The 25,679-nt window shown below is 67.4% G+C and carries 21 protein-coding genes and 1 pseudogene; 10 read left to right on the forward strand and 12 right to left on the reverse strand.

Annotation, left to right across the window (positions count from 1 at the left end; translation table 11 throughout):
* Positions 1-255 precede the first annotated feature (255 nt).
* Together AC5P7E_RS02090 and AC5P7E_RS02095 are read left to right on the forward strand one after the other, a co-directional pair.
* Positions 256-750, forward strand: coding sequence for a VOC family protein (locus AC5P7E_RS02090; RefSeq protein ID WP_049459374.1), 495 nt, complete (start codon positions 256-258; stop codon positions 748-750).
* 76 nt (positions 751-826) lie between these two features.
* Positions 827-2,408: pseudogene (locus AC5P7E_RS02095) on the forward strand (phytoene desaturase family protein).
* 49 nt (positions 2,409-2,457) lie between these two features.
* Here the strand turns inward: AC5P7E_RS02095 and AC5P7E_RS02100 are convergent.
* The 7 genes from AC5P7E_RS02100 to AC5P7E_RS02130 form a co-directional block, all read right to left on the reverse strand.
* Positions 2,458-3,132: a rhomboid family intramembrane serine protease gene (locus AC5P7E_RS02100; RefSeq protein ID WP_005410509.1), complete on the reverse strand. Its 675-nt coding sequence runs from the start codon at positions 3,130-3,132 to the stop codon at positions 2,458-2,460.
* A 93-nt stretch (positions 3,133-3,225) separates the two neighbouring features.
* A complete protein-coding gene (locus AC5P7E_RS02105; RefSeq protein WP_414486787.1) occupies positions 3,226-3,654 on the reverse strand; it encodes an MGMT family protein in 429 nt (142 codons plus the stop codon).
* The gene (locus AC5P7E_RS02110; RefSeq protein ID WP_114618710.1) at positions 3,561-4,481 is read right to left on the reverse strand and encodes a DMT family transporter; all 921 of its coding nucleotides are present in this window, start codon (positions 4,479-4,481) and stop codon (positions 3,561-3,563) included. The genes AC5P7E_RS02105 and AC5P7E_RS02110 overlap by 94 nt, the downstream gene beginning before the upstream one ends.
* 118 nt (positions 4,482-4,599) lie before the next feature.
* Entirely contained in the window at positions 4,600-5,958 is a 1,359-nt protein-coding gene (gene gorA, locus AC5P7E_RS02115; protein WP_065183950.1) for a glutathione-disulfide reductase, read from the reverse strand.
* A complete protein-coding gene (locus AC5P7E_RS02120; protein WP_005410513.1) occupies positions 5,955-7,205 on the reverse strand; it encodes an NAD(P)/FAD-dependent oxidoreductase in 1,251 nt (416 codons plus the stop codon). The genes gorA and AC5P7E_RS02120 overlap by 4 nt, the downstream gene beginning before the upstream one ends.
* Before the next feature lie 3 nt (positions 7,206-7,208).
* The gene (locus AC5P7E_RS02125) at positions 7,209-8,453 is read right to left on the reverse strand and encodes a DUF418 domain-containing protein (protein WP_005410514.1); all 1,245 of its coding nucleotides are present in this window, start codon (positions 8,451-8,453) and stop codon (positions 7,209-7,211) included.
* Positions 8,454-8,552: 99 nt separating this feature from the next.
* Positions 8,553-9,035: an FKBP-type peptidyl-prolyl cis-trans isomerase gene (locus AC5P7E_RS02130; protein ID WP_012480915.1), complete on the reverse strand. Its 483-nt coding sequence runs from the start codon at positions 9,033-9,035 to the stop codon at positions 8,553-8,555.
* Between the two features lie 73 nt (positions 9,036-9,108).
* On the opposite strand from AC5P7E_RS02130, the gene AC5P7E_RS02135 reads away from it, so the two are divergent.
* Both AC5P7E_RS02135 and AC5P7E_RS02140 read left to right on the forward strand, forming a co-directional pair.
* Entirely contained in the window at positions 9,109-9,687 is a 579-nt protein-coding gene (locus AC5P7E_RS02135; RefSeq protein ID WP_005410516.1) for a C40 family peptidase, read from the forward strand.
* Positions 9,688-9,818: 131 nt separating this feature from the next.
* On the forward strand, positions 9,819-10,592 hold the full coding sequence (locus AC5P7E_RS02140) for a C40 family peptidase (protein WP_005410517.1): 774 nt from the start codon (positions 9,819-9,821) through the stop codon (positions 10,590-10,592).
* Positions 10,593-10,967: 375 nt separating this feature from the next.
* Here AC5P7E_RS02140 and AC5P7E_RS02145 read toward each other — a convergent pair whose 3' ends face one another.
* Positions 10,968-12,302 (reverse strand): dicarboxylate/amino acid:cation symporter, encoded by a 1,335-nt coding sequence (locus AC5P7E_RS02145; protein ID WP_005410518.1) that lies wholly within the window; start codon positions 12,300-12,302, stop codon positions 10,968-10,970.
* Positions 12,303-12,455: 153 nt separating this feature from the next.
* Between AC5P7E_RS02145 and AC5P7E_RS02150 the strand changes: the two genes are divergently transcribed.
* The 5 genes from AC5P7E_RS02150 to AC5P7E_RS02170 all read left to right on the forward strand — a co-directional run bounded on the left by AC5P7E_RS02150 (position 12,456) and on the right by AC5P7E_RS02170 (position 17,708).
* The gene (locus AC5P7E_RS02150; RefSeq protein WP_005410519.1) at positions 12,456-14,162 is read left to right on the forward strand and encodes an alkaline phosphatase; all 1,707 of its coding nucleotides are present in this window, start codon (positions 12,456-12,458) and stop codon (positions 14,160-14,162) included.
* Entirely contained in the window at positions 14,159-14,704 is a 546-nt protein-coding gene (locus tag AC5P7E_RS02155) for a WG repeat-containing protein (RefSeq protein WP_114618689.1), read from the forward strand. Before AC5P7E_RS02150 ends, AC5P7E_RS02155 begins: the two co-directional genes overlap by 4 nt.
* Positions 14,705-15,256: 552 nt before the next feature.
* Positions 15,257-16,543, forward strand: a complete 1,287-nt coding sequence (tilS, locus tag AC5P7E_RS02160; protein ID WP_197596209.1) for a tRNA lysidine(34) synthetase TilS — start codon at positions 15,257-15,259, stop codon at positions 16,541-16,543.
* A gap of 36 nt (positions 16,544-16,579) precedes the next feature.
* Positions 16,580-16,840, forward strand: coding sequence for an exodeoxyribonuclease VII small subunit (locus AC5P7E_RS02165; protein WP_005410522.1), 261 nt, complete (start codon positions 16,580-16,582; stop codon positions 16,838-16,840).
* Complete coding sequence (locus tag AC5P7E_RS02170; protein ID WP_005410523.1) at positions 16,830-17,708, forward strand: polyprenyl synthetase family protein; 879 nt, start codon at positions 16,830-16,832, stop codon at positions 17,706-17,708. Before AC5P7E_RS02165 ends, AC5P7E_RS02170 begins: the two co-directional genes overlap by 11 nt.
* Positions 17,709-17,789: 81 nt before the next feature.
* Here the strand turns inward: AC5P7E_RS02170 and AC5P7E_RS02175 are convergent, their stop codons facing one another.
* The gene (locus AC5P7E_RS02175) at positions 17,790-18,164 is read right to left on the reverse strand and encodes a DUF4870 domain-containing protein (protein WP_005410524.1); all 375 of its coding nucleotides are present in this window, start codon (positions 18,162-18,164) and stop codon (positions 17,790-17,792) included.
* A gap of 87 nt (positions 18,165-18,251) precedes the next feature.
* Positions 18,252-19,619, reverse strand: coding sequence for a metalloprotease PmbA (gene pmbA, locus AC5P7E_RS02180; RefSeq protein WP_062606147.1), 1,368 nt, complete (start codon positions 19,617-19,619; stop codon positions 18,252-18,254).
* A gap of 68 nt (positions 19,620-19,687) precedes the next feature.
* On the opposite strand from pmbA, the gene yjgA reads away from it, so the two are divergent.
* Positions 19,688-20,275, forward strand: a complete 588-nt coding sequence (gene yjgA, locus AC5P7E_RS02185; protein WP_062606145.1) for a ribosome biogenesis factor YjgA — start codon at positions 19,688-19,690, stop codon at positions 20,273-20,275.
* Positions 20,276-20,316: 41 nt separating this feature from the next.
* Here yjgA and tldD read toward each other — a convergent pair whose 3' ends face one another.
* Together tldD and AC5P7E_RS02195 are read right to left on the reverse strand one after the other, a co-directional pair.
* Positions 20,317-21,762: a metalloprotease TldD gene (gene tldD / locus AC5P7E_RS02190; RefSeq protein WP_005410527.1), complete on the reverse strand. Its 1,446-nt coding sequence runs from the start codon at positions 21,760-21,762 to the stop codon at positions 20,317-20,319.
* Between the two features lie 60 nt (positions 21,763-21,822).
* The gene (locus AC5P7E_RS02195) at positions 21,823-25,677 is read right to left on the reverse strand and encodes a YhdP family protein (protein WP_114618687.1); all 3,855 of its coding nucleotides are present in this window, start codon (positions 25,675-25,677) and stop codon (positions 21,823-21,825) included.
* Between the last annotated feature and the right edge of the window lie 2 nt (positions 25,678-25,679).

The raw sequence follows: 25,679 nt of genomic DNA on the forward strand, positions 1-25,679 counted from the left end.
AGCTCCATGTAGCTGAACCAAATATTAATTTCATCAATTCTTAATTTGCAATGGCAGCTGAACAAAAATAACCAATTGAAATTGAAGGAAAAGTTTTGATACAAACATGAACCTCGTTCAAGTTTTGTTTATTAATCAGCCGCTTGCAGCGCGCTCCACCCGTTCCCGCCCCCAGTCTCCGGTCACCGTGATACCCATCCCGGCTTAACACCGGGCGTGCTATCGCTGCGGCCTCGTCCATCGCGGAGCCCCGACATGGCACACAAGAACACCATCTGTGTCTGGTACGACAACGGCGCGCTCGAGGCCGCCACCTTCTATGCCAGCCTCCTGCCCGACAGCGCGGTCACCGCCGTGCATCACGCGCCGGGCGACTACCCGGATGGCAAGGAAGGCAACGTGTTGACCGTCGAATTCACCGTCTGCGGCATTCCCTGCGTCGGCCTCAACGGCGGCAGCGCGTTCAAGCACAGCGAAGCGTTCTCCTTCCAGATCCAGACCGAGGACCAGGCCGAGACCGACCGCCTGTGGAACGCGATCGTCGGCAACGGTGGCCAGGAGAGCCAATGCGGCTGGTGCAAGGATCGCTGGGGCATCTCCTGGCAGATCAGCCCGCGCATGTTGATCGAAGCAGTGACCAGCAAGGACAAGGCATTGGCCAAGCGCGCCTTCAACGCGATGATGCCGATGAAGAAGATCGACATCGCCACCATCGAAGCGGCAATAAAAGAAGGGGACGGAGGGGATTAAGTCGTTTCTCCCCACCACTGCCGACCTTGTGCGAATTGCGACTTGATCCCCTCCGTCCCCTTTTTTTGAGGTGCTGATGTCCTGGGATGCAATCATCATCGGGGGTGGCCACAACGGCCTGGTCTGTGCGGCCTATCTGGCGAAGGCCGGAAAGAAGGTGCTGGTCCTTGAACGGCGCGGCGTGCTCGGCGGAGCGGCGGTCACCGAGGAGTTCCATCCCGGCTTCCGCAACTCGGTGGCGTCGTACACGGTGTCGCTGTTGCAACCGAAGGTGATCGAAGACCTGCAACTGCATGCGCATGGGCTGCGCATTGTCACGCGCCCGGCCAACAACTTCCTGCCATTGCCCGACGACCGCTACCTGTTGTCGGCACCTGGCCGCACCCAGGCCGAAGTCGCTGGATTCTCCGCTCGGGATGCACAGCGCCTGCCAGCGTACGAAGCACGCCTGGAGATCTTCGCCGATGTACTGCGCGCGTGGGCTCTCCGCGCGCCACCGGACATCGGCGTCGCCGGCGGCTGGCGCGGCCTGCCCGCACTTTGGCAGATGGGGAAGCTCGGCCGCGAACTGGCGGCGCTGGATGCACCGCTGCGGCAGGAGCTGCTGGACCTGTTCACTCTGTCGGCGGCGGAATACCTGGACCGCTGGTTCGAGAGCGAGCCGATCAAGGCGCTGTTCGGCTTCGATGGCATCGTCGGCAACTATGCCAGTCCATACACACCGGGCAGCGCCTACGTGTTGCTGCATCACGTGTTCGGCCAGTGCAATGGCGTGAAGGGTGCATGGGGCCATGCGATGGGTGGCATGGGCGCGATCAGCCAGGCCATCGCCAGCGCGGCGCGCGAGGCCGGGGCCGAGCTGCGCGTGGATGCCGGCGTGCGACGGGTACTGACCGAACAGGGCCGCGCCGTGGGGGTGGAACTGGCCAACGGCGAAACCCTGCGTGCACGCGGTGGTCGCCAACGTCAATCCGAAGCTGCTGTACGAACAGCTGCTGGAGCCGGCGCAGGTACCGGCTGCCACACGCGAACGCATGACGAACTGGCGCTGCGGTTCCGGCACCTTCCGGATGAATGTGGCGCTGTCGCGGTTGCCGGAGTTCCGCGCCCTGCCCGGTCCGGGCGATCACCTCAGTGCCGGCATCATCATGGCACCCAGCCTGGACTACATGGATCGCGCCTGGCTGGATGCGCGCCGCGACGGTTGGTCGCGCGAACCGATCGTGGAAATGCTGATACCCAGTACGCTGGACGATTCACTGGCACCGCCCGGGCAGCATGTGGCCAGCCTGTTCTGCCAGCACGTGGCGCCGGTACTTCCTGATGGGCGTCACTGGGATGACCACCGCGAGACGGTAGCCGACCTGATGATCGCTACCGTTGAACGCTATGCGCCCGGCTTCGCTGACAGCGTGCTCGGTCGTCAGGTGCTGTCCCCGCTCGATCTGGAACGCACCTTCGGCCTGGTCGGCGGCGACATCTTCCACGGCGCACTGAGCGCCAACCAGTTGTTCTCGGCGCGGCCGATGGTCGGCCAGGCCGGCTATCGCGGCGCCCTTCCCGGCCTGCATCTGTGCGGGTCGGGTACCCATCCCGGCGGTGGTGTTACCGGTGCACCGGGGCACAATGCGGCGCAGGTGGTGCTGCGGGACCTGTAGCGGTGTGGCGACCAACGGTAGGCACCTGGGCGTCAAGTGATCCTTCGGATCATTTGACGCTGCGCAGATGGTTCGGGCGCTTCGGTGGGCCGGGCGGGCGGCGCTTGTTGAACGGCGGCTGCCCGCGCCAGTAACGGATCAGCAACCAGCCGAACAGCATGCCGCCCAGGTGCGCGAAATGGGCCACGCCCGGCTGCCAGCCGGTCATGCCCAGCACCAGTTCGCCCACGCCGAACAGGATCACGAAGGTCCGCGCCTTCATCGGGATCGGCGGGAACAGCAGCATCACCCGCTGGTTGGGGAACAGCATGCCGTAGGCCAGCAGCAGGCCAAACACGCCACCGGAGGCGCCCAGCACCGTCGCCGGGTTTTCCAGCAGCGTGCCCACCAGCAGCTGGCAGACGCCTGCACCAGCCACGCACACCAGGTAATACAGCAGGAAGCGCTTCTCGCCCCAGGTCTGCTCCAGCGGCGCGCCGAACATGAAGACCGCCAGCATGTTGAAGAACAGGTGGCCGAAGCTGCCATGCAGGAAGCCATAGGTCAGCAGCTGCCACGGCTGGAAGTTGCCGCCCGGCGAGAACGCATCGAAGCCCTGCTGCAGCGGTTGCAGCATGAACGGCTCGAAGGTCTGCATGCCGAGCAGGAACGGCTGCTGCAGCAGGAACAGGATCGCATTGGCGATCAGCAGGGCCTTGGTGACGGTTGGCAGTCGCGGGAACATGGGAGTACCGGCATGGAACGGCCTCCATCATAGCCGCAGCACCGTGTCTTGTTGGCGGCCCTCAGGTCCGGCCTGTTCAGTCGCCAGCGGTGCTCAGCCCGGGCCCCACACAGCGGCATCCAGTGCCGCTGCCGGATCAGCCGCCGGCATCCGCACCCGGCCGTTCTCCACCACCACGCCCTCCGCGCGCAACCGCTGTGACTGCTCGCGCCATCCGGCCGACCCTTCTTCCATGGCAATTCGCCCATCCGAGCGCAGCACGCGGTGCCAGGGCAGGTCCGGGTCGTCGTTCTGGCCCAGGATGCGCGCGGTCAGCCGCGCACGCCCGGGCAGGCCCGCGCGCATCGCTACCTGCCCATAACCCATCACCTGCCCTGCGGGGATCGCGCGGATCACCGCCAGAATGCGGGCACGCGCCTGCTCCGGCGTCAGCGCCGCAGGCGGGTCACCAGCAGAACGCCGATCAGCACCAGCACGGTGCCGGCGATCTGCGCCGGCCCCATCGGTTCGTCGAGCAGCCATAGGCTCATCACGATGGTGGAAACAGGGCCCAGCATACCGACCTGCGCGGCCAGCGACGAACCCACGCGCTGCACCGCCAGCATGATCGCCAGCACCGGCAGCACCGTGCACACGGTGGCATTGACCAGCGACAGCCATTGCACTGGCGCCGGTGCCTGCCACAGCAACGGCAGCGGATGGGTCACCGCGAAATGCAGCAGCACCAGCACGCTGGCCACGCAGCTGGCATAGGCGGTCAACCGCACCGCGCCGATGCGTGCGACCACCTGCCCACTGCCGAACAGGTACAGCGCGTAGCTGAGCGCACTGCCCAGTACCAGCAGGCTGCCGACGATGATCTGCCCGCCCTCGCGCTGCAGATCGTGGCCGAAGGCGAGCAGCACGCCGAGGTAACTCAGCACCAGCGCGCCGATCTGCCACCGACCCGGCCGCTGGCGCGTCAGCAGCACGTTGATCAGCAGCACCAGGGTCGGGTTCAAGTAAAGAATCAGGCGCTCAAGGGTCACGCTGATGTACTGCAGGCCCTGGAAGTCGAGCAGACTGGACAGGTAGTAGCCGGTGAAGCCCAGCCACAACACGCGGGCACGGTCGGCCCAGGTCAGCGGCTCGGCCCGGCGCGCGGCCCACAGTGCCATCAGTACGAACAGCGGTAGCGCCATCAGCATGCGCAGGGCGAGCAGCGTGGTAGCATCCACGCCGTGACGCAGGCCGAGCTTGACGATGATGGCCTTGCCGGAGGCGGCGATGGCGCCGATCACGGCCAGGCCGATGCCTCCCAGCGCGATGCGTGGGGAAGCGGTGGCGATACGGGAAGCGGGGCTGGACATCAGGACGACGGCGGGCCGCACGGGGCGGCTAGGGAAGGCGTAAGGGCGTCCATTGTCGCATGGGTGCGCCTGGTGACCTGGAGAGCCGAGCCTGCGCTCGGCTCTAAAACCGTCCAGCTCAGCGCATCAGCACCACTTCCTCGGCCGAGGTCGGGTGGATCGCCACGGTGTCGTCGAACTGGGCCTTGGTCGCGCCCATCTTCACCGCCACCGCAAAGCCCTGCAGGATCTCGTCGGCCGCTTCGCCCAGCAGGTGGATGCCCACCACCCGTTCTTCCGGACCGGCACAGACCATCTTGAACAGGCTGCGCTGGGTGCCGTTGGCCAGCGCCTGCAGCATCGGACGGAAACGGCTGTGGTAGACGCTCACCTGATCGAACCGCGCGCGCGCCTCTTCTTCGCTCATGCCCACCGCGCCCAGCGGTGGATGCGAGAACACCACGCTGGCCACGTTCTCGTAATCCATCTTCGACTGCGGGCGGCCACCGAACAGGCGGTCCATCAGCCGCCGCGAAGCGGCCACCGCCACCGGGGTCAGGCCGACCTTGCCAGCGATGTCGCCCACCGCGTGCACGCTCGGCACACACGTGGTCTGCCATTCGTCCACCTGCACCTGCTGGTGTTCGCCGATACCGATGCCGAGCGCTTCCAGGCCCAGATCGCGGCTGTTGCCACGGCGGCCGGTGGCAAAGAACACCGCGTCGAACACGCTGTCGAGCGGGCCATCATGGCCGAATGCACGTACGCGTTCGCCATCGCGCTGCAGTTCGCGCAGGCGATAGCCGAAATGGATGCGCACGCCCTGCTGCTTCAGGTTCTCGGCCAGCTGATCGGTCAGCTCGTAATCGAAGCGATCCAGCAGCCGCTGACCACGCACCAGCAGGCTCACCTTGCTGCCCAGTGCCTGCAGCAGGCCGGCCAGCTCCACCGCGATGTAACCGCCACCGATGATCGCCACCTCGGCCGGTGCGGCGCGCAGATCGAAGAAATCATCGGAGACCAGGCCCAGTTCGGCACCGGGGATGTCAGGCCGCAGCGGGTGCGCGCCGGTGGCGATCAGGATATGTTCAGCGCTGTAACGCACGCCATCGCTGCAGGCCACGGTATGCGCATCGAGCAGATGACCGCGCGCCGGAACGCGCACCACGCCGGTTTCGTCCAGGCGCTTGTGGTAGCTGGTGTGGATGTTGCTGATGTAGGCCTGGCGATGGATCACCAGCTCCTTCCACGACAATGCCGGGCGTGCCTTGACATCGAAACCCATCGCACTGGCCAGGCCGATGCGCTCGTGCAGGTCGGCCGCCAGCCACATGGCCTTCTTCGGCACGCAGCCGACGTTGACGCAGGTCCCGCCCAGTTCACCAGGCTCCAGCAGCGCCACGCGCTTGCCGCGCTGCGCGGCGCGGATCGCGCCAGCCAGGCCGGCGGAACCACCGCCAAGGACGATCAGGTCGTAATCATAGGGTGCAGTGCTCATCGGAATCGCTCGGGTCGGTAAGGGGCAGGATCGATCGCCGGCGTGCGGCCGCAGACGAGATCGGCGATCAGCTGGCCGGTGCCGGCGCTCATGCTGATGCCGAGCATGCCATGCCCCGCTGCAAGCCAGACGTGAGGATGCGCGGGCGCGCGGCCGATCAACGGCACGTCGTCCACGCTCATGGGGCGCCACCCGCACCACTGCTCCTGCAGCTGCACACCACGTGGCGCGCGCAGGTAGTGGTCGGCGGCCTGCTGCAAGGCCTGCAGGCGGGTCGTGCGCAGCTGCGGATCGGCACCGGCGAATTCCATGGTGCCGCCCAGCCGCAGCGCTTCGCGCCACGCGATCACGAACACGGAATGGTCCTTCAGCACGACTGGACGCTGCGGCACCTGCGCCGGTCGTGACCAGGTCAGCGAGTAGCCCTTGCCGGGTTGGATCGGCACGCGCAGATCCAGTTGCCGCGCCCAGCGCGGTGACCACGGCCCGGTCGCCAGCACCAGCTCGCGCGCCAGCAGCATGCGTTCACCGACACGCACGCGCACACCCTGCGCATCGGCGCTGAAATCCTCCACGTCCGACTGCTCTTCGATCACCACGCCCTGTGCGCGCAGCACGCGCGCCAGTTCGGCGGTGTAGCGGTCCGGACGCAGCTGGGCATCGCCGGGGAAGTGGATCGCACCGGCAAGGCGATCATGGAACGCCGGATTGTCGCGCGCGTAGTCGGTGCCATCGATGCGCGCCGAGGCAATGCCCTGTGCGTTCAGCGCCTCACACTCGGCAGCGTGGTGATCGAAATTGCGGGCGTCACCGAACACATAGTCCAGACCGCGCGCCTCGAACTCGCAGTCCAGCGCATGCGTCTGCACCCACTGCGCCAGGCGCAGCCGTGAATCATTCAACAATGCGCCGCGTGCCCGCGTGGCGTGCAGCCAGTCGCGTGCGTTGCAGCGCGCCCCGAACTGCAGCAGCCAGCGCCACAATGCTGGGTCCAGGCGTGTACGCACGTACAGCGGCGCACGCGGATCGAGCATCCAGCGCAGCGCGCGCAACGGCACGCCGGGCGCTGCCAGCGGTGGCGCGTGGCTGGGGGTGATGGTGCCGCAGTTGCCATGCGAGGTCGCGCCGCCGACACGCCCACGGTCGATCACGCGTACCTGCCGGCCCTGTGCACGCAGCGCGAGTGCGGCAGCCAGTCCAATGGCACCGGCGCCGACCACGATCACATCCTCGCGCGCGCCCTGCATCGATCAGCCCTGGCCGGCCTCGCGCCGCATCGGCGGCCACTGCCGATAGGTCATCGCGCGCCACAGCCATTCCATCGGCCCAAAGCGGAAGCGGCGCAGCCATACGTGCGAGATGCCCACCTGCACGGTGAACAACAGCAGCGCGAACATCAACTGCACGCTGCGTGGCATCGTTTCGAACGCGCCCAGGCCGTAGTGGTAGAACAGCCAGGTGCACAGCAGCGACTGGCCGAGGTAATGGGTCAACGCCATGCGCCCGACCGGCGCCAGCCAGCCCAGCCGCGCGCGCCAGTGTACGATCCAGGCCAGGTAACCCAGGCACATCGGCAGGCCGCCGATCGTCACCAGCGCCATCGCCGCCGTAACCGGCAGATCGTAAGCGCCCGGCGCCAGATACGGCTTCCAGGCAACACCCAGCAGCGTGACCAGCAGGCCGAAGGGCAGCGCCCCCCAACGCAACACCGCATACAGCCGCGGGAAGCGATCCGGCGTGGCCAGCGCGCCGCTGCCGGCAAACCAGCTGCCGATCAGGAACATGCCCAGCACTTCCGGGCCGGTGATCAGCATCGCCCCCATCGACGTGCCGAACTCGCTCAGCCGCTGCGCATTGGCCTGCATCCAGCTGCCCTGCCCGTACACCAGGCGCTGCAGATCGATGCTCTGCTGCGCGTCGGTGAGCATCTTCCGCACGTCCTCCGCCGAAGCCATCGACACCATCGCGCCGACCAGCAGCATCATCGCCACACCGCCGAGATAGACCGTTACGCCCATCCACGGCAGCCAGCTGCGCGGCGCCTCGCGGCAGGCCAGCAACGGCAACGAGACCAACGCGTACATCACCAGGATGTCGCCGGACCAGACCAGCAGCGCGTGGCACAGGCCGATCAGCAGCAGGCCAGCGCTGCGGCGCAGGTAGAACGGGGTGAAGTCACGCCCGGCCGCCTCGGCGCGCTGCGCCATCACCGCGAAGCCGGCGCCGAACAGCAACGAGAACAGGGTGAAGAACTTCCCCTGCACGAATACGTAGACAAAGGCATCGGCCCAGTAGTCGATACCCTGCCAATGCACGTCGATGCCGGTGAAGGCCAGGTCCAGCGGTCCGCTGAAGGCCTCGATGTTCATCAGCAGGATGCCCAGCAGCGCAGCACCGCGCAGCACGTCCAGCACGGCGATGCGTTCGCCGGAAGCCACCGGCTGCAGGGAAGGAGAAGCGGCGTTCACGGGGCGTCCGTCGGGCAGGTCCGCCATTATGCCGCCGGCCCGCGTGCCATGGATGGCCGCGCCGTGTTCCAGAAACGCAATGGCCCGCCGAAGCGGGCCCTTGCTGCCATCATGATCGCGCTGCGATCAGTGGTGGTGACCGCCATCGCCGTGGACGTGGCCGTGGTCGATCTCTTCCTTGCCGGCTTCGCGCACATCGACGATTTCCACGTCGAAGTGCAGGTCCTTGCCGGCCATCGGATGGTTCAGGTCGACGTCGACGACGCTCATGCCGACCTTCTGCACGGTCACCGCACGCGGGCCGAAGTTGGTCTGCAGCACGACCTGCTGGCCCGGAGCCAGCTTGGTGTTGCCGAAATGCTTCTTCGGCACGCGCTGGGACAGGCCCTCGCGGCGCTCGCCGTAGGCATCGGCTGCGTTGACGTCAACGCTGAAGGTCGCGCCGGCTTCCTTGTCCATCATGGCGTTTTCCAGGCCCGGGATGATGTTGCCGTGGCCGATCAGGATCGCCAGCGGCTCGCCGCGGTCCTTGGACGATTCGATCGGCTCCTGGCCGACTTCGGAAACGGTGTAGTGGAAGCGGACAACGCGGTCTTTTTCGATCTTCATGCGCAACTCTGTCTGGATCTGCCGGAGGCAGGCGGGTTGGGGCGGGTTGTCGCCCGGCGGGGACGCCGCCATCATGACGGCCAATCCCAAGGTGGCGCATTATCCGGAGAACATGCACATCACGCCAGTTTCGTCCGGCCTGCGCCGGCTCCTCGCCCCGGCCCTGCTGCTGGCCCTGCCCGTGCTGATGACCGCCTGCGGCGGCGGCAAGGCCACCCGCCCCGCTCCGCCCCCGCCGACCGCGAACTGGCCGAAGACCGTGCCGGACAACCCCGAGGCGGCCAACTCGGTGCTGATGCGTGCCATCAGCCTGGTCGGCACCCCCTACCGCTATGGCGGCAACACCCCGGATTCCGGCTTCGACTGCAGCGGCCTGGTGGCCTATGTCTATCGCGAGATGCTGGACCTGAAACTGCCGCGCACCTCGCGCGACCTGGCGGCGGTACAGGGTCCGAAGATCGATCCGCAGCGCCTGGCCACCGGCGACCTGGTGTTCTTCGGCAGCCGCGGCAGCGTCACCCATGTCGGTATCTATGTCGGTGAAGGGCGCTTCGTGCATGCGCCGAGCACCGGCGGCACCGTGCGCCTCGACTCGCTCAGCGGTCCCTACTGGAAGGACCACTACACAGGGGCGAAACGCGTCCTTCGCTAAAATGAACAGGCGATATGTTCAAAACTGTGACAAAAATCACTATGCATCTAACGAATTACTAACGGAATTTTTAACTTATCCGCGCTTTTACAGGGCATGATGCCCCATCGTTTTTTTCCTGTGACCGACGCGTGACGACTGACGACCTGAAAAGCGAAGGCCAGACTTCCGTATCTTCACGTAGTGCCCGCCCGCTGTTGCTTGGCCTGGCACTGTGTCTGACCAGCCTTCCGGCCTGGTCGCAGACTGCTCCGAACCGTTCCGATGTGAGCCCGGCCCCGGTGGCCGAGAGCACCGCCCGACCGGCCGCCAAGGCCGAGGCTGCCGCTCCGCAACGCAGCCGCGTCGACGCCGCCGCCAGCGCTACCCTGGCCGCCCTGCTGCCTCACCTGGCCGCCAACGACACCATTCCGCTGATGGACCGCTCGGCCGTGGTGGCCGGTGACCTCAGCCGCCTCCTCGCCAACTACGACACCAGCAGCGCTGCCAATGGCAGCGTTGTCGGCACCGCGGCCGACAATGGCAAGGTGCAGTCGCTGCTGCGCCGCGCGATGACCCTGCTGGGCACCCCATACCGTTGGGGCGGCAGCAACCCGGACAGCGGCTTCGACTGCAGTGGTCTGGTCGGCTACGTGTTCCGCTCGGCCCTGGGCATTGAGCTGCCGCGCGTCTCGCGCGAAATGGCACACGACGACAACGCCGAACTGATCAACGACCGCACCGCGCTGGCCGCCGGTGACCTGGTGTTCTTCGGCCGCAAGGGCCGCGTCGATCACGTCGGCATCTATGTGGGTGATGGCCGCTTCCTGCACGCACCGAGCTCGGGCAAGGACGTGCGCGTGGACACCCTGCTCAGCGGCTACTGGGGCAACAAGTTCATGCAGGCCCGCCGGGTCGATCTCTGATCTGGCCGGTTGGCGCTACCACGCCGCCTGACACGAGAAAGCCGCTGCCCTGCAGCGGCTTTTTTGTTAGGCCCGCGCAATGGTGGGTAGCTGCCGATCTTGGTCGGCACCGCCTTCATCCACGCATGGCGTGGATCTACCGACCTCTGGTGGGTACTGACCTCTGGTGGGTACTGACCTCTGGTGGGTACTGACCTTTGGTGGGGGCCGACCTCTGGTGGGTACTGACCTTTGGTGGGGGCCGACCGTTGGTCGGCACCGCCTCCATCCACGCATGGCGTGGATCTACCAGGCCCGGCATGACCGCCACCGCGCCAGCCAGCTCCCAGACAAAAAGCCCGCCGTTCAGGGCGGGCCTTTCATCTCCACGCAACCTCAGCCGCGTGGCGGCGTCGGATCGGGGTCGTCCACACCCACATTGCTGGACGGATTGTCATACACCGCCTGGTCGAGCAGCCCGGTTTCCTTGGCCACGATCACCGGCACCAGCATCTGGCCGGTCACGTTCGTCATCGTGCGCATCATGTCGAGGATGCGGTCGATGGCATACAGGTAGCCGATCGTCTCCAACGGCAGGTTGGCCGCGCTCAGCACCACCGTAGCCATGATCACCGCGGTACCCGGAACACCGGCCGTACCGAAGCTGCCCAGCACCGAAGCAATCAGCACCACCACGTACTGTTCAGGGGTCAGCGGCACACCGCTGTACTGCGCGATGAACACCGCACACAGCGCCGGGTAGATGGCACCGCAGCCGTCCATCTTGATGCTGGCGCCCAGCGGCACCGCAAACGAACCGTAATCCTTGTTCACGCCCAGGTTGTGGGTGATCGAACGCAGTGCCACCGGCATCGCCGCGAAGCTGGAAGAGCTGACGAACGCAACCTGCATGCCCGGCGCCGCACCACGGAAGAACTTCAGCGGGTTCAGTCCGTGCGCCAGCAGCAGTGCGCTGTACACCACCACGATGTGCAGGGCGCAGGCCACGTACAGGGCCAGCACGAAATGCCCCAGCGGCAGCAGCTTCTCGAACCCGTAGCTGCCGACCAGGCCGGCGATCAGGCCAAAGGTGCCGATCGGGGTGACTTCCAGCACGAAGCGGGTCACCTGGATCATGATGTCGCTCATCTGGCCGACCAGCTTGCGCGCCTCGGTCACCTTCTCGCCGAGCTTGACGATGGCGAAGCCGACCAGGCCAGCGAAGAAGATCACCGGCAGGATCGAGCCACGGCCGGCGGCCAGCACGGTTTCGCCGGCCGCGTTGACCTTTGTGCCGATACCAGACAGCGCATAGAAGACATTGGCCGGTACCACGTCCAGCAGCACCTGCACCACACTGGGCACTTCGCGCGGCACGTAATTGCTGGCCATCGTCAGCTGCAGGCCACCGGCGCCGGGCTGCAGCACGGTGCCCACGCCCAGTCCGACGCACACCGCCAACGCAGCAGTGATCACGAACCACAGGAAGGTGCGGCCACTGAGCGCGGCAACCGACTTCTGGCCGTGCAGCGAGGAGATCGCATTGATGACCGCGAAGAACACCAGCGGCACGGCGATCATCTTGATCAGGGTGACGTACAGCTCGCCAAGCGGGCCGAACCACGTTTCCGCGGCCGGGCCGAGCGCCCAGCCGGCCAGCGCGCCGAGCACGAAGCCACCGACCACGCGCTGCCAGAATGGAATCCGCAGCCAGGCAGAGACCAGCTTCATAGGCAATCCAGAGGGAAGGAAGGGATGCTGGCACGATAGCCCATCAACGGCTGGGGAACGACCGCCCGACCGGCAAATCAGTGTGTCATCGGCGTGCCTTGCGAGGGCGGGCATAATGAACGTCCCGTTACAGTTTGTGAGATCCCAGCGTCCATGCGCCGTTCCGTCTCCCTGTTGGCCGCCTGCGCCACCACCCTGCTGCTGGGCGCCTGCGCCAGCACCACCCCCGCCACTGCCCCGGCCAGCCTCAAGGTCGCCGTCGACCCCGTCGCCCACCCGGCCGGCGAGACCCCGCAGTGGTGGTACCGCAGTGGCGCCGCCCAGGCCGCCGCCAACGGTGCGATGTCCGGCAAGGCCAAGAACGTCATCCTGTTCCTCGGCGACGGCATGAGCTTGACCACCGTGGCCGCCTCGCGCATCTACGAGGGCCAGCAGAAGGGTGGCTCCGGTGAAGAGAACCTGTTGTCCTGGGAGCGCTTCCCGGCCACGGCATTCAGCAAGACCTACAACACCGATTCGCAGACGCCCGATTCGGCCGGCACCATGACCGCCATCACCACCGGCGTGAAGACCCACATGGGTGCGATCGGCGTCAGCGCCGGCAGCCGCACCGACTGTGCCGACAGCCTGTCCAAGGGCCTGCTGACCTGGCTGCAGCTGGCCGACAGCGCCGGTCTGGCTACCGGCGTGGTCTCCACCGCGCGCCTGACCCATGCCACCCCGGCCGCCACCTACGCGCACTCGCCCGAGCGCAACTGGGAAAACGACACCGACCTGACCGAAGCGGCCAAGGCGGCCGGCTGCAAGGACATCGCCCAGCAACTGCTGTCGACCTCACGCTATGGCCGCGGCCCCCTGGTCGCCCTCGGTGGCGGCCGCGGTGAATTCACCACCGTGGAAGAGCGCGATCCGGAATACGACGACAAGGTCGGCCAGCGCCTGGATGGCCGCAGCCTGGTGCAGGAATGGCAGCAGGCGCACCCGCAGGGTGCCTACGTGTGGAACAGCAAGCAGCTGGCCGCCGCCGCCAACGCACCGGCCATCCTTGGCCTGTTTGAGCCGGACCACATGCGCTACGAGTACGAGCGCCCGCAGGATCCGGGCGGCGAGCCGAGCCTGGCCGAACTGACGGCCGCAGCGATCAAGAATCTGGCCAAGCACCAGGAAGGCTACGTGCTGATGATCGAAGGCGCGCGCATCGATCACGCCAACCACAGCGGCAATGCCTACCGTGCACTGACCGAGACCGTGGCCCTGTCCGACGCAGTGCGCGTGGCCAACGAACTGACCTCCGCCGACGACACCCTGATCATCGTCACCGCCGACCACTCGCACACGCTGAACTTCGTCGGCTACCCGGCACGTGGCAACCCGATCCTGGGCAAGGTGAAGGACAAGGGCGGCGAAGACGGCGCCGGCAAGCTGGACTACGCGCTGGACGGCACCGGCCAGCCGTACACCACGCTGAGCTACGCCAACGGCCCGGGCCACACCGGCAGCAGCAACCAGCAGCCGGCCGGCCCGAAGCGTTACCCGCACAACCCGAGCAGCTTCGAACCGGCCAACGGCCGCCCGAATCTGCGCGAGGTCGACACCGAGCATCCGGACTACATGCAGGAAGCACTGGTGCCGATGAAGTCCGAATCGCACGGTGGCGAGGACGTCGGCATCTGGGCACGCGGCCCGGGCAGCAAGGCGATCCGCGGCACGCTGGAACAGAACGCGATCTATCACATGATCGTGCAGGCCACCCCGGCCCTGCGCGAGCGCCTGTGCCAGGCCGGCACCTGCGATGACAAGGGCGTGCCGGTGCAGCTGCCGGCACCGACCGCGTTCGAGCGCAAGGCCGAGGCCAAGTGATCGCACGGCAGGCCCGCCCTGACGCTGCCAGCGGCCGCTTCGCGCGGTCGCTGGCCCTGCTTGGCGTGCTGGTCAGCGCCACTGCAGCGGCACAGGCACCGGCATGCAAGCTGCTGACCGACGAACACGGGTTGTGGCCACTGCCCAACTGCGAGGTGATCGATCACCGGCCGAAGATCAGCGCCGACACGCTGAAGGACCTGAATTACGACGACCACGGCCTGGCAGTGGTGTACGCCGACCAGGGTTTCCACTACGTCGACCGCAAGGGCCGCAGCCTGCCGGTGCTGACCTGGGACAACGGCCCGGAAACGCCGCAGGAAGGCCTGCTGCGCGCCCGCGTCGGCAACCGCGTGGGCTACTTCGACCTGACGTTCCGCCAGGTGGTGTCCGGCACCTTCGATTTCGCATGGCCGTTCCAGGACGGCGTGGCCGAGGTCTGCAATGGTTGCCGTCGTGGTACGCCGGATGCCGATGGCCACACGCCGATGGAAGGCGGAGAGTGGTTCCGCATCGACCGTTCGGGTCGTCGGGTGAAGTAGGGTTTTTGGCAGGGCTGCGCCCTGCACCTGCAGACGCCAAAGCAAGATCAAAAGCGGCTCTGGTTTCCTGTGAGTTGGGTGGGGCGGTGTGGGTGGGCAGGACACGCCGTAAACCCATCCCTGGGGGCTCGATGGCGCCATCCATGGCGCCAACGGTCCTGCCCACCCACACCGCCCCACCCCCGACAGTTTTCCGGTGACGGTTGGACCATCCACGCTTTGCGTGGATCGTATCTGTCAGATATCGAATTGAATCCGGGGTCAGATCCGTTTTCCGCAGGAAAACGGATCTGACCCCATGAGCAACCCGACAGTTCGCAGGAAACTGTCGAAGGCGGGGTGGGTCCGGTTGTGGGGGCGTGAGCCGCATGGATGCGGCGACCGAGCTTACATGGACGTACTTGCAGCGCCCCCCGCAACCGGACCCACCCCGCCTACCCTCAGGAAACCAGCTTCTGCTGTTGCTGTTGCAGTTGCTGTTGCTGTTGCTGTTGCTCTGGATCGTAGCGGGTGCAGGGCGCAGCCCTGCCGAGCAACCCTATACTTGCCACCGTGACTGCCTTCCCTGCCCTCGTTCCGCTGGATGCGCCGCTGCTGGTGGGCTACAGCGGTGGCGTCGACTCCACCGTGCTGCTGCACTGGCTGTGGCGCTGCGCGCAGACTTCGGGCACCGCCCTGCGCGCGGTGCACGTGCATCACGGCCTGCAACCCGATGCGGATGACTGGGTGCTGCACTGCCGGCAGCAATGCGACGCCTGGGGCATTGAGCTGGCCGTGCACCGCGTGCAGGTCGAGAACGGCACAGGCCTGGGCACCGAAGGTGCCGCGCGACAGGCACGACGTGCCGCGTTCGCGGCTGAGCTACGCGAAGGCGAAACGCTGGCACTGGCGCAGCACCAGGACGACCAGGCCGAGACCTTCCTGTTGCGCGCCCTGCGCGCTTCTGGCGTCGATGGCCTGGCGGCGATGTCCACGCACAGCCGCCTTGGCGAACATCCCTTGTGGCGCCCGCTGCTGGCGGTACCACGCAGTGCACTGCTCGACTACGCGCGCCAGCACGCGCTGCGCTGGATCGAAGACCCCAGCAACGCGGAAGACCACGCCGATCGCAACTTCCTGCGCCTGCAGGTGTTGCCGTTGCTGCGCCAGCGCTGGCCGCATGCGGCTGCAGCATTGGCGGGCAGCGCGACGCATTGCCGGCAGACCCGCGAACTGCTGGACGAGGAAGACGCCGAGCTGATCGCGCATCTGGAAGTGGCACCGCGCGTGCTGTCACTGGAACTGCTGCGCCAGATGTCGCCGCGCCGCGCAGCACGCGTGCTGCGCGCGTGGGTGCTGGGCCATGATGCGGCACCGTTGCCGGCCTCGGTGTTGCAGCAGGCGCTGGAGGAGCTATTGCCGGCCGACACCGACCGCCAGGCGCGTGTGCGCTGGCAGCAGCACGTGATCCAGCAATGGCGCGACCACGCCTATCTGCTGCCGGCCCGGCTGCCCTCGCTGCCCCTCGACTGGCAGGCCGAGTGGGATGGCCGTGCACCGCTGCCATTGCCCGACGGTGGCCAGCTGAGCCTGCTGGGCGCCGGCGCTTTCGAACAGCCACTGCAGGTCCGTGCACGCGTGGGCGGCGAGCGCATCCTGCTGCAGGGTCGCCAGCATTCGCACGCGCTGAAGGACTGCCTGCAGCGCGAGCACCTCGCCCCCTGGCGACGCGCGCAGCTGCCGTTGATCTTCGATGGCCCGCAGTTGCTGGCCGCCGCCGACGTGGTCATCGCCGCGCCCTTGCAGGCCTGGTTGCAGGCCAACGAGGCACAGCTGCGGTGGCGTCCCGGCGGCTGGTGAATTGACCCCCGCGCGCGGCCCGTCCACACTTGCCGCATGGCCAAGAAGTCCCCCGAAAACGCCTCCCCCGTCGCCCAGTTCGAGCAGTCGCTCGAATCGCTGGAGCAGCTGGTGGAGCAGATGGAAACCGGCGAGCTGAGCCTGGAAGCTTCGCTCAGTGCTTACGAGCGTGGTGTCGGTCTGTACCGCCAGTGCCAGCAGGCACTGGAGCAGGCCGAACTGCGCGTGCGCCTGCTCAGTGATCCGGCGCAGCCGGAAGCCTCCGAGCCCTTCGACCCGCCCAGCCATGACGGCTGAGGTTCTGTTCGCGCGCTGGCGCGACCGTATCGAAAGCCAGCTCGATGCCGCCCTGCCCTCGCCTGCCGAGGCGCCGCAGCGCCTGCATCAGGCCATGCGCTATTCGGTGCTTGGTGGCGGCAAGCGCATGCGGCCCCTGCTGGTCTACGCCAGTGGTCACCTGTTCGGTGCGCAGCCGGAAAGCCTGGATGCGGCGGCCATGTCCGTCGAGCTGATCCATGCCTATTCGCTGGTGCATGACGACCTTCCGGCGATGGATGACGACGCCCTGCGTCGCGGCAAGCCCACCACCCACATCGCCTTCGACGAAGCCACCGCGATCCTTGCTGGCGACGCCCTGCAGACCCGCGCCTTCGGCCTGCTGGCCGATGCGCCGCTGCCGGCCACGTTGCGCGTGGCCTGCCTGCAGACCCTGGCCCACGCCTCAGGCGCGTCCGGCATGTGTGGCGGCCAGGCGCTGGACATCGATGCCACCGGCCAGCAGCAGACGCTGGCGGCGCTGACCCGCATGCACGCGCTGAAGACCGGCGCGCTGATCCGCGCGGCAGTGCGCATGGGCGCGCTGTGCGGCCAGGCCCACGAACCGCAGCTGGCCCAGCTCGACAGTTTCGCCGATGCACTCGGCCTGGCCTTCCAGGTCCGCGATGACATCCTCGATGTCGAAGCCAGTTCCGAACAGCTGGGCAAGACTGCCGGCAAGGACCAGGCGCAGGACAAGAGCACCTTCCCCGCCCTGCTTGGCATGGACGGCGCAAAGGCCCAGCTGCACGAGCTCGCAGCGCGCATGCAGTCGATCCTGGCCGGGTATGGCGAGGAAGCCGACGCGCTGCGCGCGCTGGCGACGCTGGCGGTGGAACGCGATCACTGATCGCTGCACGCGGCCCGGCATTCCCCGCACACGAAAACGCCCGGCAGTGCCGGGCGTTTTCAGTTCCGCGTGCGGACGATCCTACTTGATCAGGCGCAGCGCGAACGGGTAGCGATAGGCTTCGCCGTTGTTGGCCTTGACCGCAGCGATGATGCTGAACACCAGGCTGATGATGCCGACGATCGGGGCCAGGAACACGCCGATGATCACGATGGTGAGGATCATGCTGATGACCATGGCGATGGTCACGGTGATCTGGAAGTTCAGGGCTTCCTTGGCCTGGTCGGTCACGAAGGCCTTGCCAGCATCGTCCTTATTGATCAGCCAGATGATCAGCGCGCCGATGAAGCCGGTGAAGATGCCCAGCAGGTGCGCGGCCAGGGCCATGGTGCGCTGGTCGGCCGGAACGTCGGCGGTGGCCGGTGGCGGCGGCGGGACGTTATCGAATTCACTCACGACAAAACTCCTTTTCATTGGGTGGTCTTGACCAACCAGCACCCAGCTGATTGCGTCAGGCGGGCATAGCTTACGCCATCGACGGCATCAATCATTACCTGCGATGGTCATCCGCCCCAACAGGATCGAACCGGTCCGGATGTGCGAACGGGGATCGACGTCGCTGCCGACCGCCTCGATGCTGCTGAACATCTCGCGCAGGTTGCCGGCGATGGTGATGCCGTCCACCGGATACTGGATCTCGCCGTTCTCGACCCGGAAGCCACCCGCGCCACGCGAATAGTCGCCGGTCACGCCGTTCACGCCCTGCCCCATCAGCTCGGTCACCAGCAGGCCATCGCCCATCTGCCGGGCGATGTCGTGCAGCGGGCCGGCATTGGCCGCCAACTGCAGGTTGTGCACGCCACCGGCATTGGCAGTGGTGTGCAGGCCCAGCTTGCGTGCCGAGTAGCTGCCCAGCACATAGCGCTGCAGCACGCCGTCGCGGACCAGAGCCGAGGCCCGGGTGGCCACGCCGTCGCCGTCGAAGGCGGCCGAGCGCAGGCCACGGCGCAGGTGCGGCAGCTCCTCGATCTGCATCCATTCCGGGAACAGGCGTTGGCCAACGCTGTCCAGCAGGAAGCTGGCCTGGCGATATAGAGCACCGCCGGACACCGCCGACAGCAGGTGCCCGACCAGGCTGCGCGCCACTTCCGGGGCGAACAGCACCGGCATGCTGCCGGTGGCCAGCGATCGTGGCTGCAGGCGGGCGACAGTGCGCTCGGCGGCACGACGTCCGACCAGGTCGACGTCCTCCAGGTCCTCGCGAGCCAGCGCACTGGTGTACCAGCCGTCACGCTGCATGCCATCGCCCTGCCCGGCGATCAGCGCACAACCGACCGAATGGTGGGTGCCGCGCTCACGGCCGATGAAACCATGCGAATTGGCATAGACCGACAGGCTCTGCATGCTCGACACCGAGGCGCCGTCGGAATTGCGGATCTGCGCATCGGCCTCACGGCCTGCGGCTTCGCAAGCCAAGGCCAGGTCCACCGCCTCGTCGGCCTGCAGCGCCCACGGGTGCCAGCCGTCCAGGTCCGGGAAGTGGGTGGCCATCAGGGCCGCCTCGGCCAGACCGGCGGCCGCGTCATCTTCGGTATGCCGGGCGATGGCGCAGGCCTGCTCGACCGTGGCCGCCAGGCTGGCCTCGTTCAGGTCGCCGGTGCTGGCGCTGCCCTTGCGTTGGCCGAAATACACAGTGACGGCGATGCCGCGGTCGCGGGTGGACTGCACGGTTTCGACCTCGCCGAGGCGGACATTCACCTCCAGCCCGCGGTCTTCGCTGCAGCTGACTTCAGCCTGGCTGGCGCCCAGCGCGCGGGCGCGGTCGAGCAGCTGCTGGGAGAGGTCGGCCAGCCGTTCCAGCCGGGCCGGGCTGTCGTCGCCGACGGCGGCTTCAGGGGCGATCACGTTCAATGCTTTATCCTGTACGGGTTGGGCCCGGCATCACGCCGGGCGACTTTTTTTGAAATCAGGTATGGACGATGCGCGGACGCGACGAAGAAACCGGTGAATTCCACGACAAGAGCCGCAGCCAGAACCGGCGCGACGCGCTCGACGTCCTGGCCCTGGGCGAAAAACTGGTGTCGCTGACACCGGCCCAGCTGGCGCGCCTGCCGATCCCGGAAGACCTGCTGCCGCACATCGCCGAGTGCAAGCGCATCACCGCGCACATCGCCCACAAGCGCCAGCTGGCGTTCCTGGCCAAGCACATGCGCCGCGAAGAAGAAGCCACGCTGGATGCGATCCGCGATGCGCTGGATGCCAACAGCGAAACCGGCCGTCGCGAAGTGGCGATGATGCACCGCGTGGAAGACTGGCGCGAGCGCCTGCTGGCCGAAGGTGACAAGGCGCTGGCCGCCCTGCTGGACGATTACCCGCAGGCCGACCGCCAGCAGCTGCGCACGCTGGTGCGCAATGCGCAGGCCGAGAAGGCGAAGAACAAGCCGCCGCGTGCCTATCGCGAGATCTACCAGGTGCTGCGCGCACTGATGCTGCCGGCGGCGCTCGGCCTGAAGGCCAGCGCCGAAGACGCCGACCACGTCGAGACCGACGAGGCCGACGAGGACTGAGTCCGCGCTGGAGCGGGCGGTGGCGCTGGCCATCGCCCGGCTCAGGCCTGGGTACCGCCGACGGTGATGCCCTCGATCAACAGCGACGGCTGGCCGACACCCACCGGCACGCTCTGCCCGTCCTTGCCACAGATACCCACGCCCTCGTCCAGGGCCAGGTCGTTGCCGACCATGCGCACCTTCTGCATGGTTTCCGGACCGTTGCCGATCAGGGTCGCCCCCTTCACCGGCGCGGTGATGCGGCCATCCTCGATCAGGTAGGCCTCGGTGGCCGAGAACACGTACTTGCCGCTGGTGATGTCGACCTGGCCGCCGCCGAAGTTCACTGCATACAGGCCCTTCTTCACCGAGCGGATCATTTCCTGCGGGTCGTGCTGGCCGGCGCGCATGTAGGTATTGGTCATGCGCGGCATGGTCAGGTGCGCGAACGATTCGCGACGCCCGTTGCCGGTCGGTGCCATGCCCATCAGGCGTGCGTTGAGGCTGTCCTGCATGTAGCCGACCAGGATGCCGTCCTCGATCAGCGTGGTGCACTGGCTCGGGTGGCCTTCGTCGTCGATGTTGAGCGAACCGCGACGCCCGTCCAGGGTTCCATCGTCGACGATGGTCACGCCCGGTGCCGCCACGCGTTCGCCGATGCGGCCGGCGTACACGCTGGTGCCTTTGCGGTTGAAGTCGCCTTCCAGGCCGTGGCCGACCGCTTCATGCAGCAGCACGCCGGGCCAGCCAGGTCCCAGTACCACCGGCATCACGCCGGCCGGCGCCGGCACGGCGTCCAGGTTCACCAGCGCCTGGCGCAGGGCCTCGCGCGCAAACGCTTCCGGGCGGCCATCAGCGAACAGTTCCCCGTAGCCATAGCGGCCACCGCCACCGGCATAGCCGGACTCGCGGCGGCCGTTGTGTTCGACGATCACCTGCACGTTCAGGCGCACCAGCGGGCGCACGTCAGCGCCCAGCACGCCGTCGCTGCGCGCGATGAGCACCGTGTCCACGCCGCCGGACAGGCTCACCATCACCTGCTTCACGCGCGGGTCGGCGGCACGCAGGTAGCCGTCCAGGCGCTTCAGCACCTCGACCTTTGCCTCGTTGCCGACGCCATCGATGGGATCCAGCGCCGGATACAGCGCGCGTGAATTGCCGCGCAGCAGCGAGCGCCCGGACTGCGCGCCACCCTCGCGCGAAATCGCACGCGCCGACTGCGCCGCGGCCAGCAGCGCGTCGGCATGGATGTCGTCGGAGTAGGCGAATCCGGTCTTCTCGCCGGACATCGCCCGTACGCCCACGCCTTGCTCGATGGAATGGGCACCGTCCTTGACGATGCCGTCTTCCACGCTCCAGCTCTCGCGGCGGGCGTGCTGGAAATAGAGGTCGCCGAAGTCCACACCGGGGCCGAGCAGCTGGCCGAAGGTGCGCTCCAGGCCATCGGTATCCAGCCCGCCGGGGCGCAGCAGGCGATCTTGGGCAAGCGTCAGGGCGATATCAGTCATGGTTCTCGATCTGGGGGTGCTGGGGCGCTCAGGCAAGCCCCGTGAACAGGAGGTCCACGCTCAGCGTGAGCGTGGCAGGTCGGTAACGGGCGGCGGAACGGCCGGGGCCGGGCGCGGCGCGGGCGCTGGCGGGGTCTTGTCGCGGCTGCGTTCCATCACTTCCACCTTCGGCTCCTTCCATGGACCGGTCACCTTGTAGGTGCGGGCGCCGATCTCGCCGAGCGGTTTGGACAGTACCGCATTGGTGGCCGCGCCGAGCGCCGCGCCCACCGGGCCACCGGCCACCGCGCCGACCACCGTCAGCAGGTTGCCGGCGCGCGGGTTGACATCGATGGTCTGGTCGAACCGCTGGTTGCGCAGGTCGGCCTGGCCGCGGATGGTGATGTTCGCCGCCGGGCCCTCGATCAGTACCTTGTCGGTGCGGGCCATGCCCTGCCCGAACTGCACGCTGCCGTCGACCTGGTTGAACGCGAAGCCCTTGGAGAAGAAGTCGCGGAAGTCGAACATCAGGCGCCGCGGCAGCTGGGTCACGCTGAGCAGGCCCAGCACACGGCCAGCGCCCGGCTCCAGCTCCAGCAGCTGGCCATTACGCGCGTGCAGATCAAGGCTGCCCTGCAGATTGGCCAGCTGGAAGTCCGACGGCCCCCCGCTCCAGGAGGCCTGCAGCTGCGCCTGGCCAGAGCCGCCACGCAGCTGGCCGCCGTAGTCGAGGTTCTGCATCAGGCCGCCCAGGTCCTCGCTGCGCACCTGCGCGGTCAGCTCGGTGCGGGCACCACCGGTGCGACCCAGCCAGCGACCGCTGATGTCGATTTCCTGGTCGGGCGCGCGGAAGCGCAGCTCGTCCACGTTCAGGCCATTGGCCAGCGGCCGCGTACGCAGCACCGCCTGGCCCAGCACCACCTTGCCGAACTTCAGGTCGGCGATGTCCAGCGCGAACGGCGGCAGCTTGGCCGGGTCCATGTCGTTGGCGCCGGCCTGCACCCGGGCTGGCGCGGCCGCGCCCGGCGCCGGCGGCAGCGACTGCCAGTGCACACGGTCGAGTCGGCCACTGATGGTGCCTCCTTCGGCGTTGGGTACGATCAGGCGACCGGCCAGCGAAGGTCCATCCAGGCGCACGTCCAGCGCCTGCGGTCCCGGCTGCAGCTGCAACCGGGTCTGCTCGAAGACGCCGCCGATCAGCATCAGCTTGCCGACCTGCACGTCCACTGCACGCAGCGGCATGCCGTCATCGTCGTTGCCACCACGGGCCAGACTGATCCACTCCAGCGCATCCAGAGTCGGGCTGCGGCCATTGACGGACAGTCCGCTGGGCGGCGGCTCGCGATCGGCATGGTCGCTGCCCAGGGTGACCTGCACACCGGTGCGGTTGTTGTGGCTGCGCGCGGCCAGGGCCAGACGCTGGCCAAAGGCCACATCGATGCGACCAGCGCCCATCGGCAGCTGCGCGGCCACCGTGGTCGCCAGCGGCTCGGTGGCCGGCTTGTCCAGCGGTGCCGGCAAGTCCAGGCGGGTTCCTACCAGATCCGAACTCAGGCGCAGTTCGCTGGGCGGTGCGGGCGCTCCCGGTGCGACTTTGGGCAGGTTGACCGCGATGGTCCAGGGCGAGTTACCCGCGATATAGGGCTTGAGCCACGCCATTTCCGGGGCGCGGTCAATCAGCACACCGGCGTCGAGGTTGGCCGTCAGCTGCGACTCGAACGCCAGCCTGCTGTCGTGCACGTAGCCGCCGGCACGCAAGCTCAAGCGGCCGTCCTGGCCGAGGTGGCGCACCGCCAGTTCCTCGGCACCGAAGCCACCATTGCTGTAGCGCGCCTGCCCATGCATGTTGTCGAAGGCCAGCTGGAAGCGCTTGTCCACCAGCTTCACACCATTGAGGTCGACCGTGCCCTGCAGGTGACCGCCGCCTTCATCGTGGTGCAGCGGCTGCAGCAGGTCGAAGGTCACATGCGCCGGGCCCGCAGCCGTGAGGTTGTCCAGGGTGTCGCCATAGTCCTTGTGCAATGGGCTCTGCCGCAGCATTGCCAGCAGTCTGCCGGCCTCGCTCTGCGCATCGGCACGCACGTACAGCGGCTGCTGCCCGAAGTCCTGGATGCCCGCCTCGAATTTCTGCACCGCTACACCGGCCAGGTCCCCGCGCCCATGCATGTCGAAGCCGGGGCCGATGAAGGCGATATCGGCGTCGACCTGGCGCATCAGCGGCCAGTCGTGCTGGAAGCGGATGTCGCCGTTGGTGATATGGCCGGTGGCCTCGAAACGGCCATCGTTGTTGTCGAACGGCCAGTCGTCCAGGTCACCGCTGACCAGGCCGATGCCATTGCGCACCTGGCCGCCGGCCAGCGCCATGTCCAGCCAGTCGGTGGCGCCCTTGCTCATCTTGGAGTGGATCCAGAAGCGCTTGGCCGCCGTCATCGGCACATCGTCCAGCTTGGCCGCCAACTGCAGCCAGGGCCGCGTGCCGTCGCCCTGGAACCAGACACCACCGCGCACATCGGCCGCGTAGTCGGTGCCTTCCACGCGCATCGCCGCAGTGCCGATACGCCAGCCACCGCCCTCGTCACGCCAGCCCACGATCTGTCCAGCCAGGTGCAGGTCGTGCCGCACGCCGAAGCCGGTGGGCCAATCGAACTGCAGCTGCCGTTGCGGTTGCAGCTGCAGGCTGAAGCCATCGGCGTCGCCCTCGAAATGTCCCCCCAGGCCGCGCAGACCCGGAGAATTGCCAACGCTGGCAAAGCCCAGCGACTGCAGCTCGCCCTGTGCCCGCAACGGGCCATCACGTTCGCCGGCCAGTTGCAGCTCTCGCACATCCAGCTGCGGTTTGGACAGGAACAACCAATGGCGCAGGCCTGCCTCGAGGCGATCACTCAGCGCCAGCGCACGCAGCGCCGTACCGGCCTGTACTTCGCCGGAACTCACCCGCAGCTGCCTGCCAACCTGCAACTGCAGGCCATCGAGCTGTTGTTCGCCGTCTTCGGTCTTCAAACGAAGGCGCGGTACCTGCAGCGCCCAACCATCGGCCTGGCGCTGCCAGCGCAGGCGCGCCTGCAAGCGCTGCAGCTGCAACTGCGGCGTTGCCACGTCGGGCATCGGTGCACCGTCGACGCGCACGTCACGCAGGTCCGAATCGGTGGTCAGCGCCACCGGCGCGAAGTCGCGCAGGGTCAGCCACAAGTTCAGCTCACCCTTGCCTTCGCGCAGGCGCACGCCACCAGCTGCCAGCAACGGCGACCAGGCATGGAAATCAACAGGATCGGCACCCAGCCAGGCCTGCCCGTTGCCGCGCGCGCGGTCCACGTCCAGCACTGCGGTCAGCGGCAGGGCATCGGTCTGCGCCCAGGCACGCACGCCCACACGCAGGCGGTCGCCATTGACGCGCAGGCGCAGATCGATACGCGGCAGGGTGGTATCGATACCCAGTCCCGGTGCATGCACACCCAAGCGGCCATCGATCACCTGCAGCTCGCCCAGCCGGCGCAGCGCGTCCAGCGGGTCACCGCCCGTGTCTGACTTCGGCAGGCCACGCACCGACCAGCGGCCGTCCTTGTCCTGCTGCAGGTCCAGTGCCAGGCCACGCAGGCGCAGCTCGGTCAGCGAGCGACCAGGCAGCATCCCGCTGTACATTGACACCAGCACTTCGGCCTCGCCGATGGCCAGGCCCTGACCGGCGCCGATGCGCAGGCCCTTCAGCTGCAGCAGCGGACCACGCCGGGTCCAGGCCGTCTGCAGCTGGTCGAAATGCACCGGCTGGCCGGCACGCTCACTCAGCCAGGCGGCAATCCTGTCGGGGTGACGCTCGGCCAGCGGCAGCAGCTGGCTGAGGGTACCCACCAGCAGTGCCAGCCCGACCAGGCCCACCGCGCAGGCGGCAATGAAATGACGGCGGATCCTTCGCAGTCGCAGGCGCGGCGGCGCGCTCATCG

It is taken from the genome of Stenotrophomonas sp. YJH_SMC_25, from assembly GCF_059369595.1.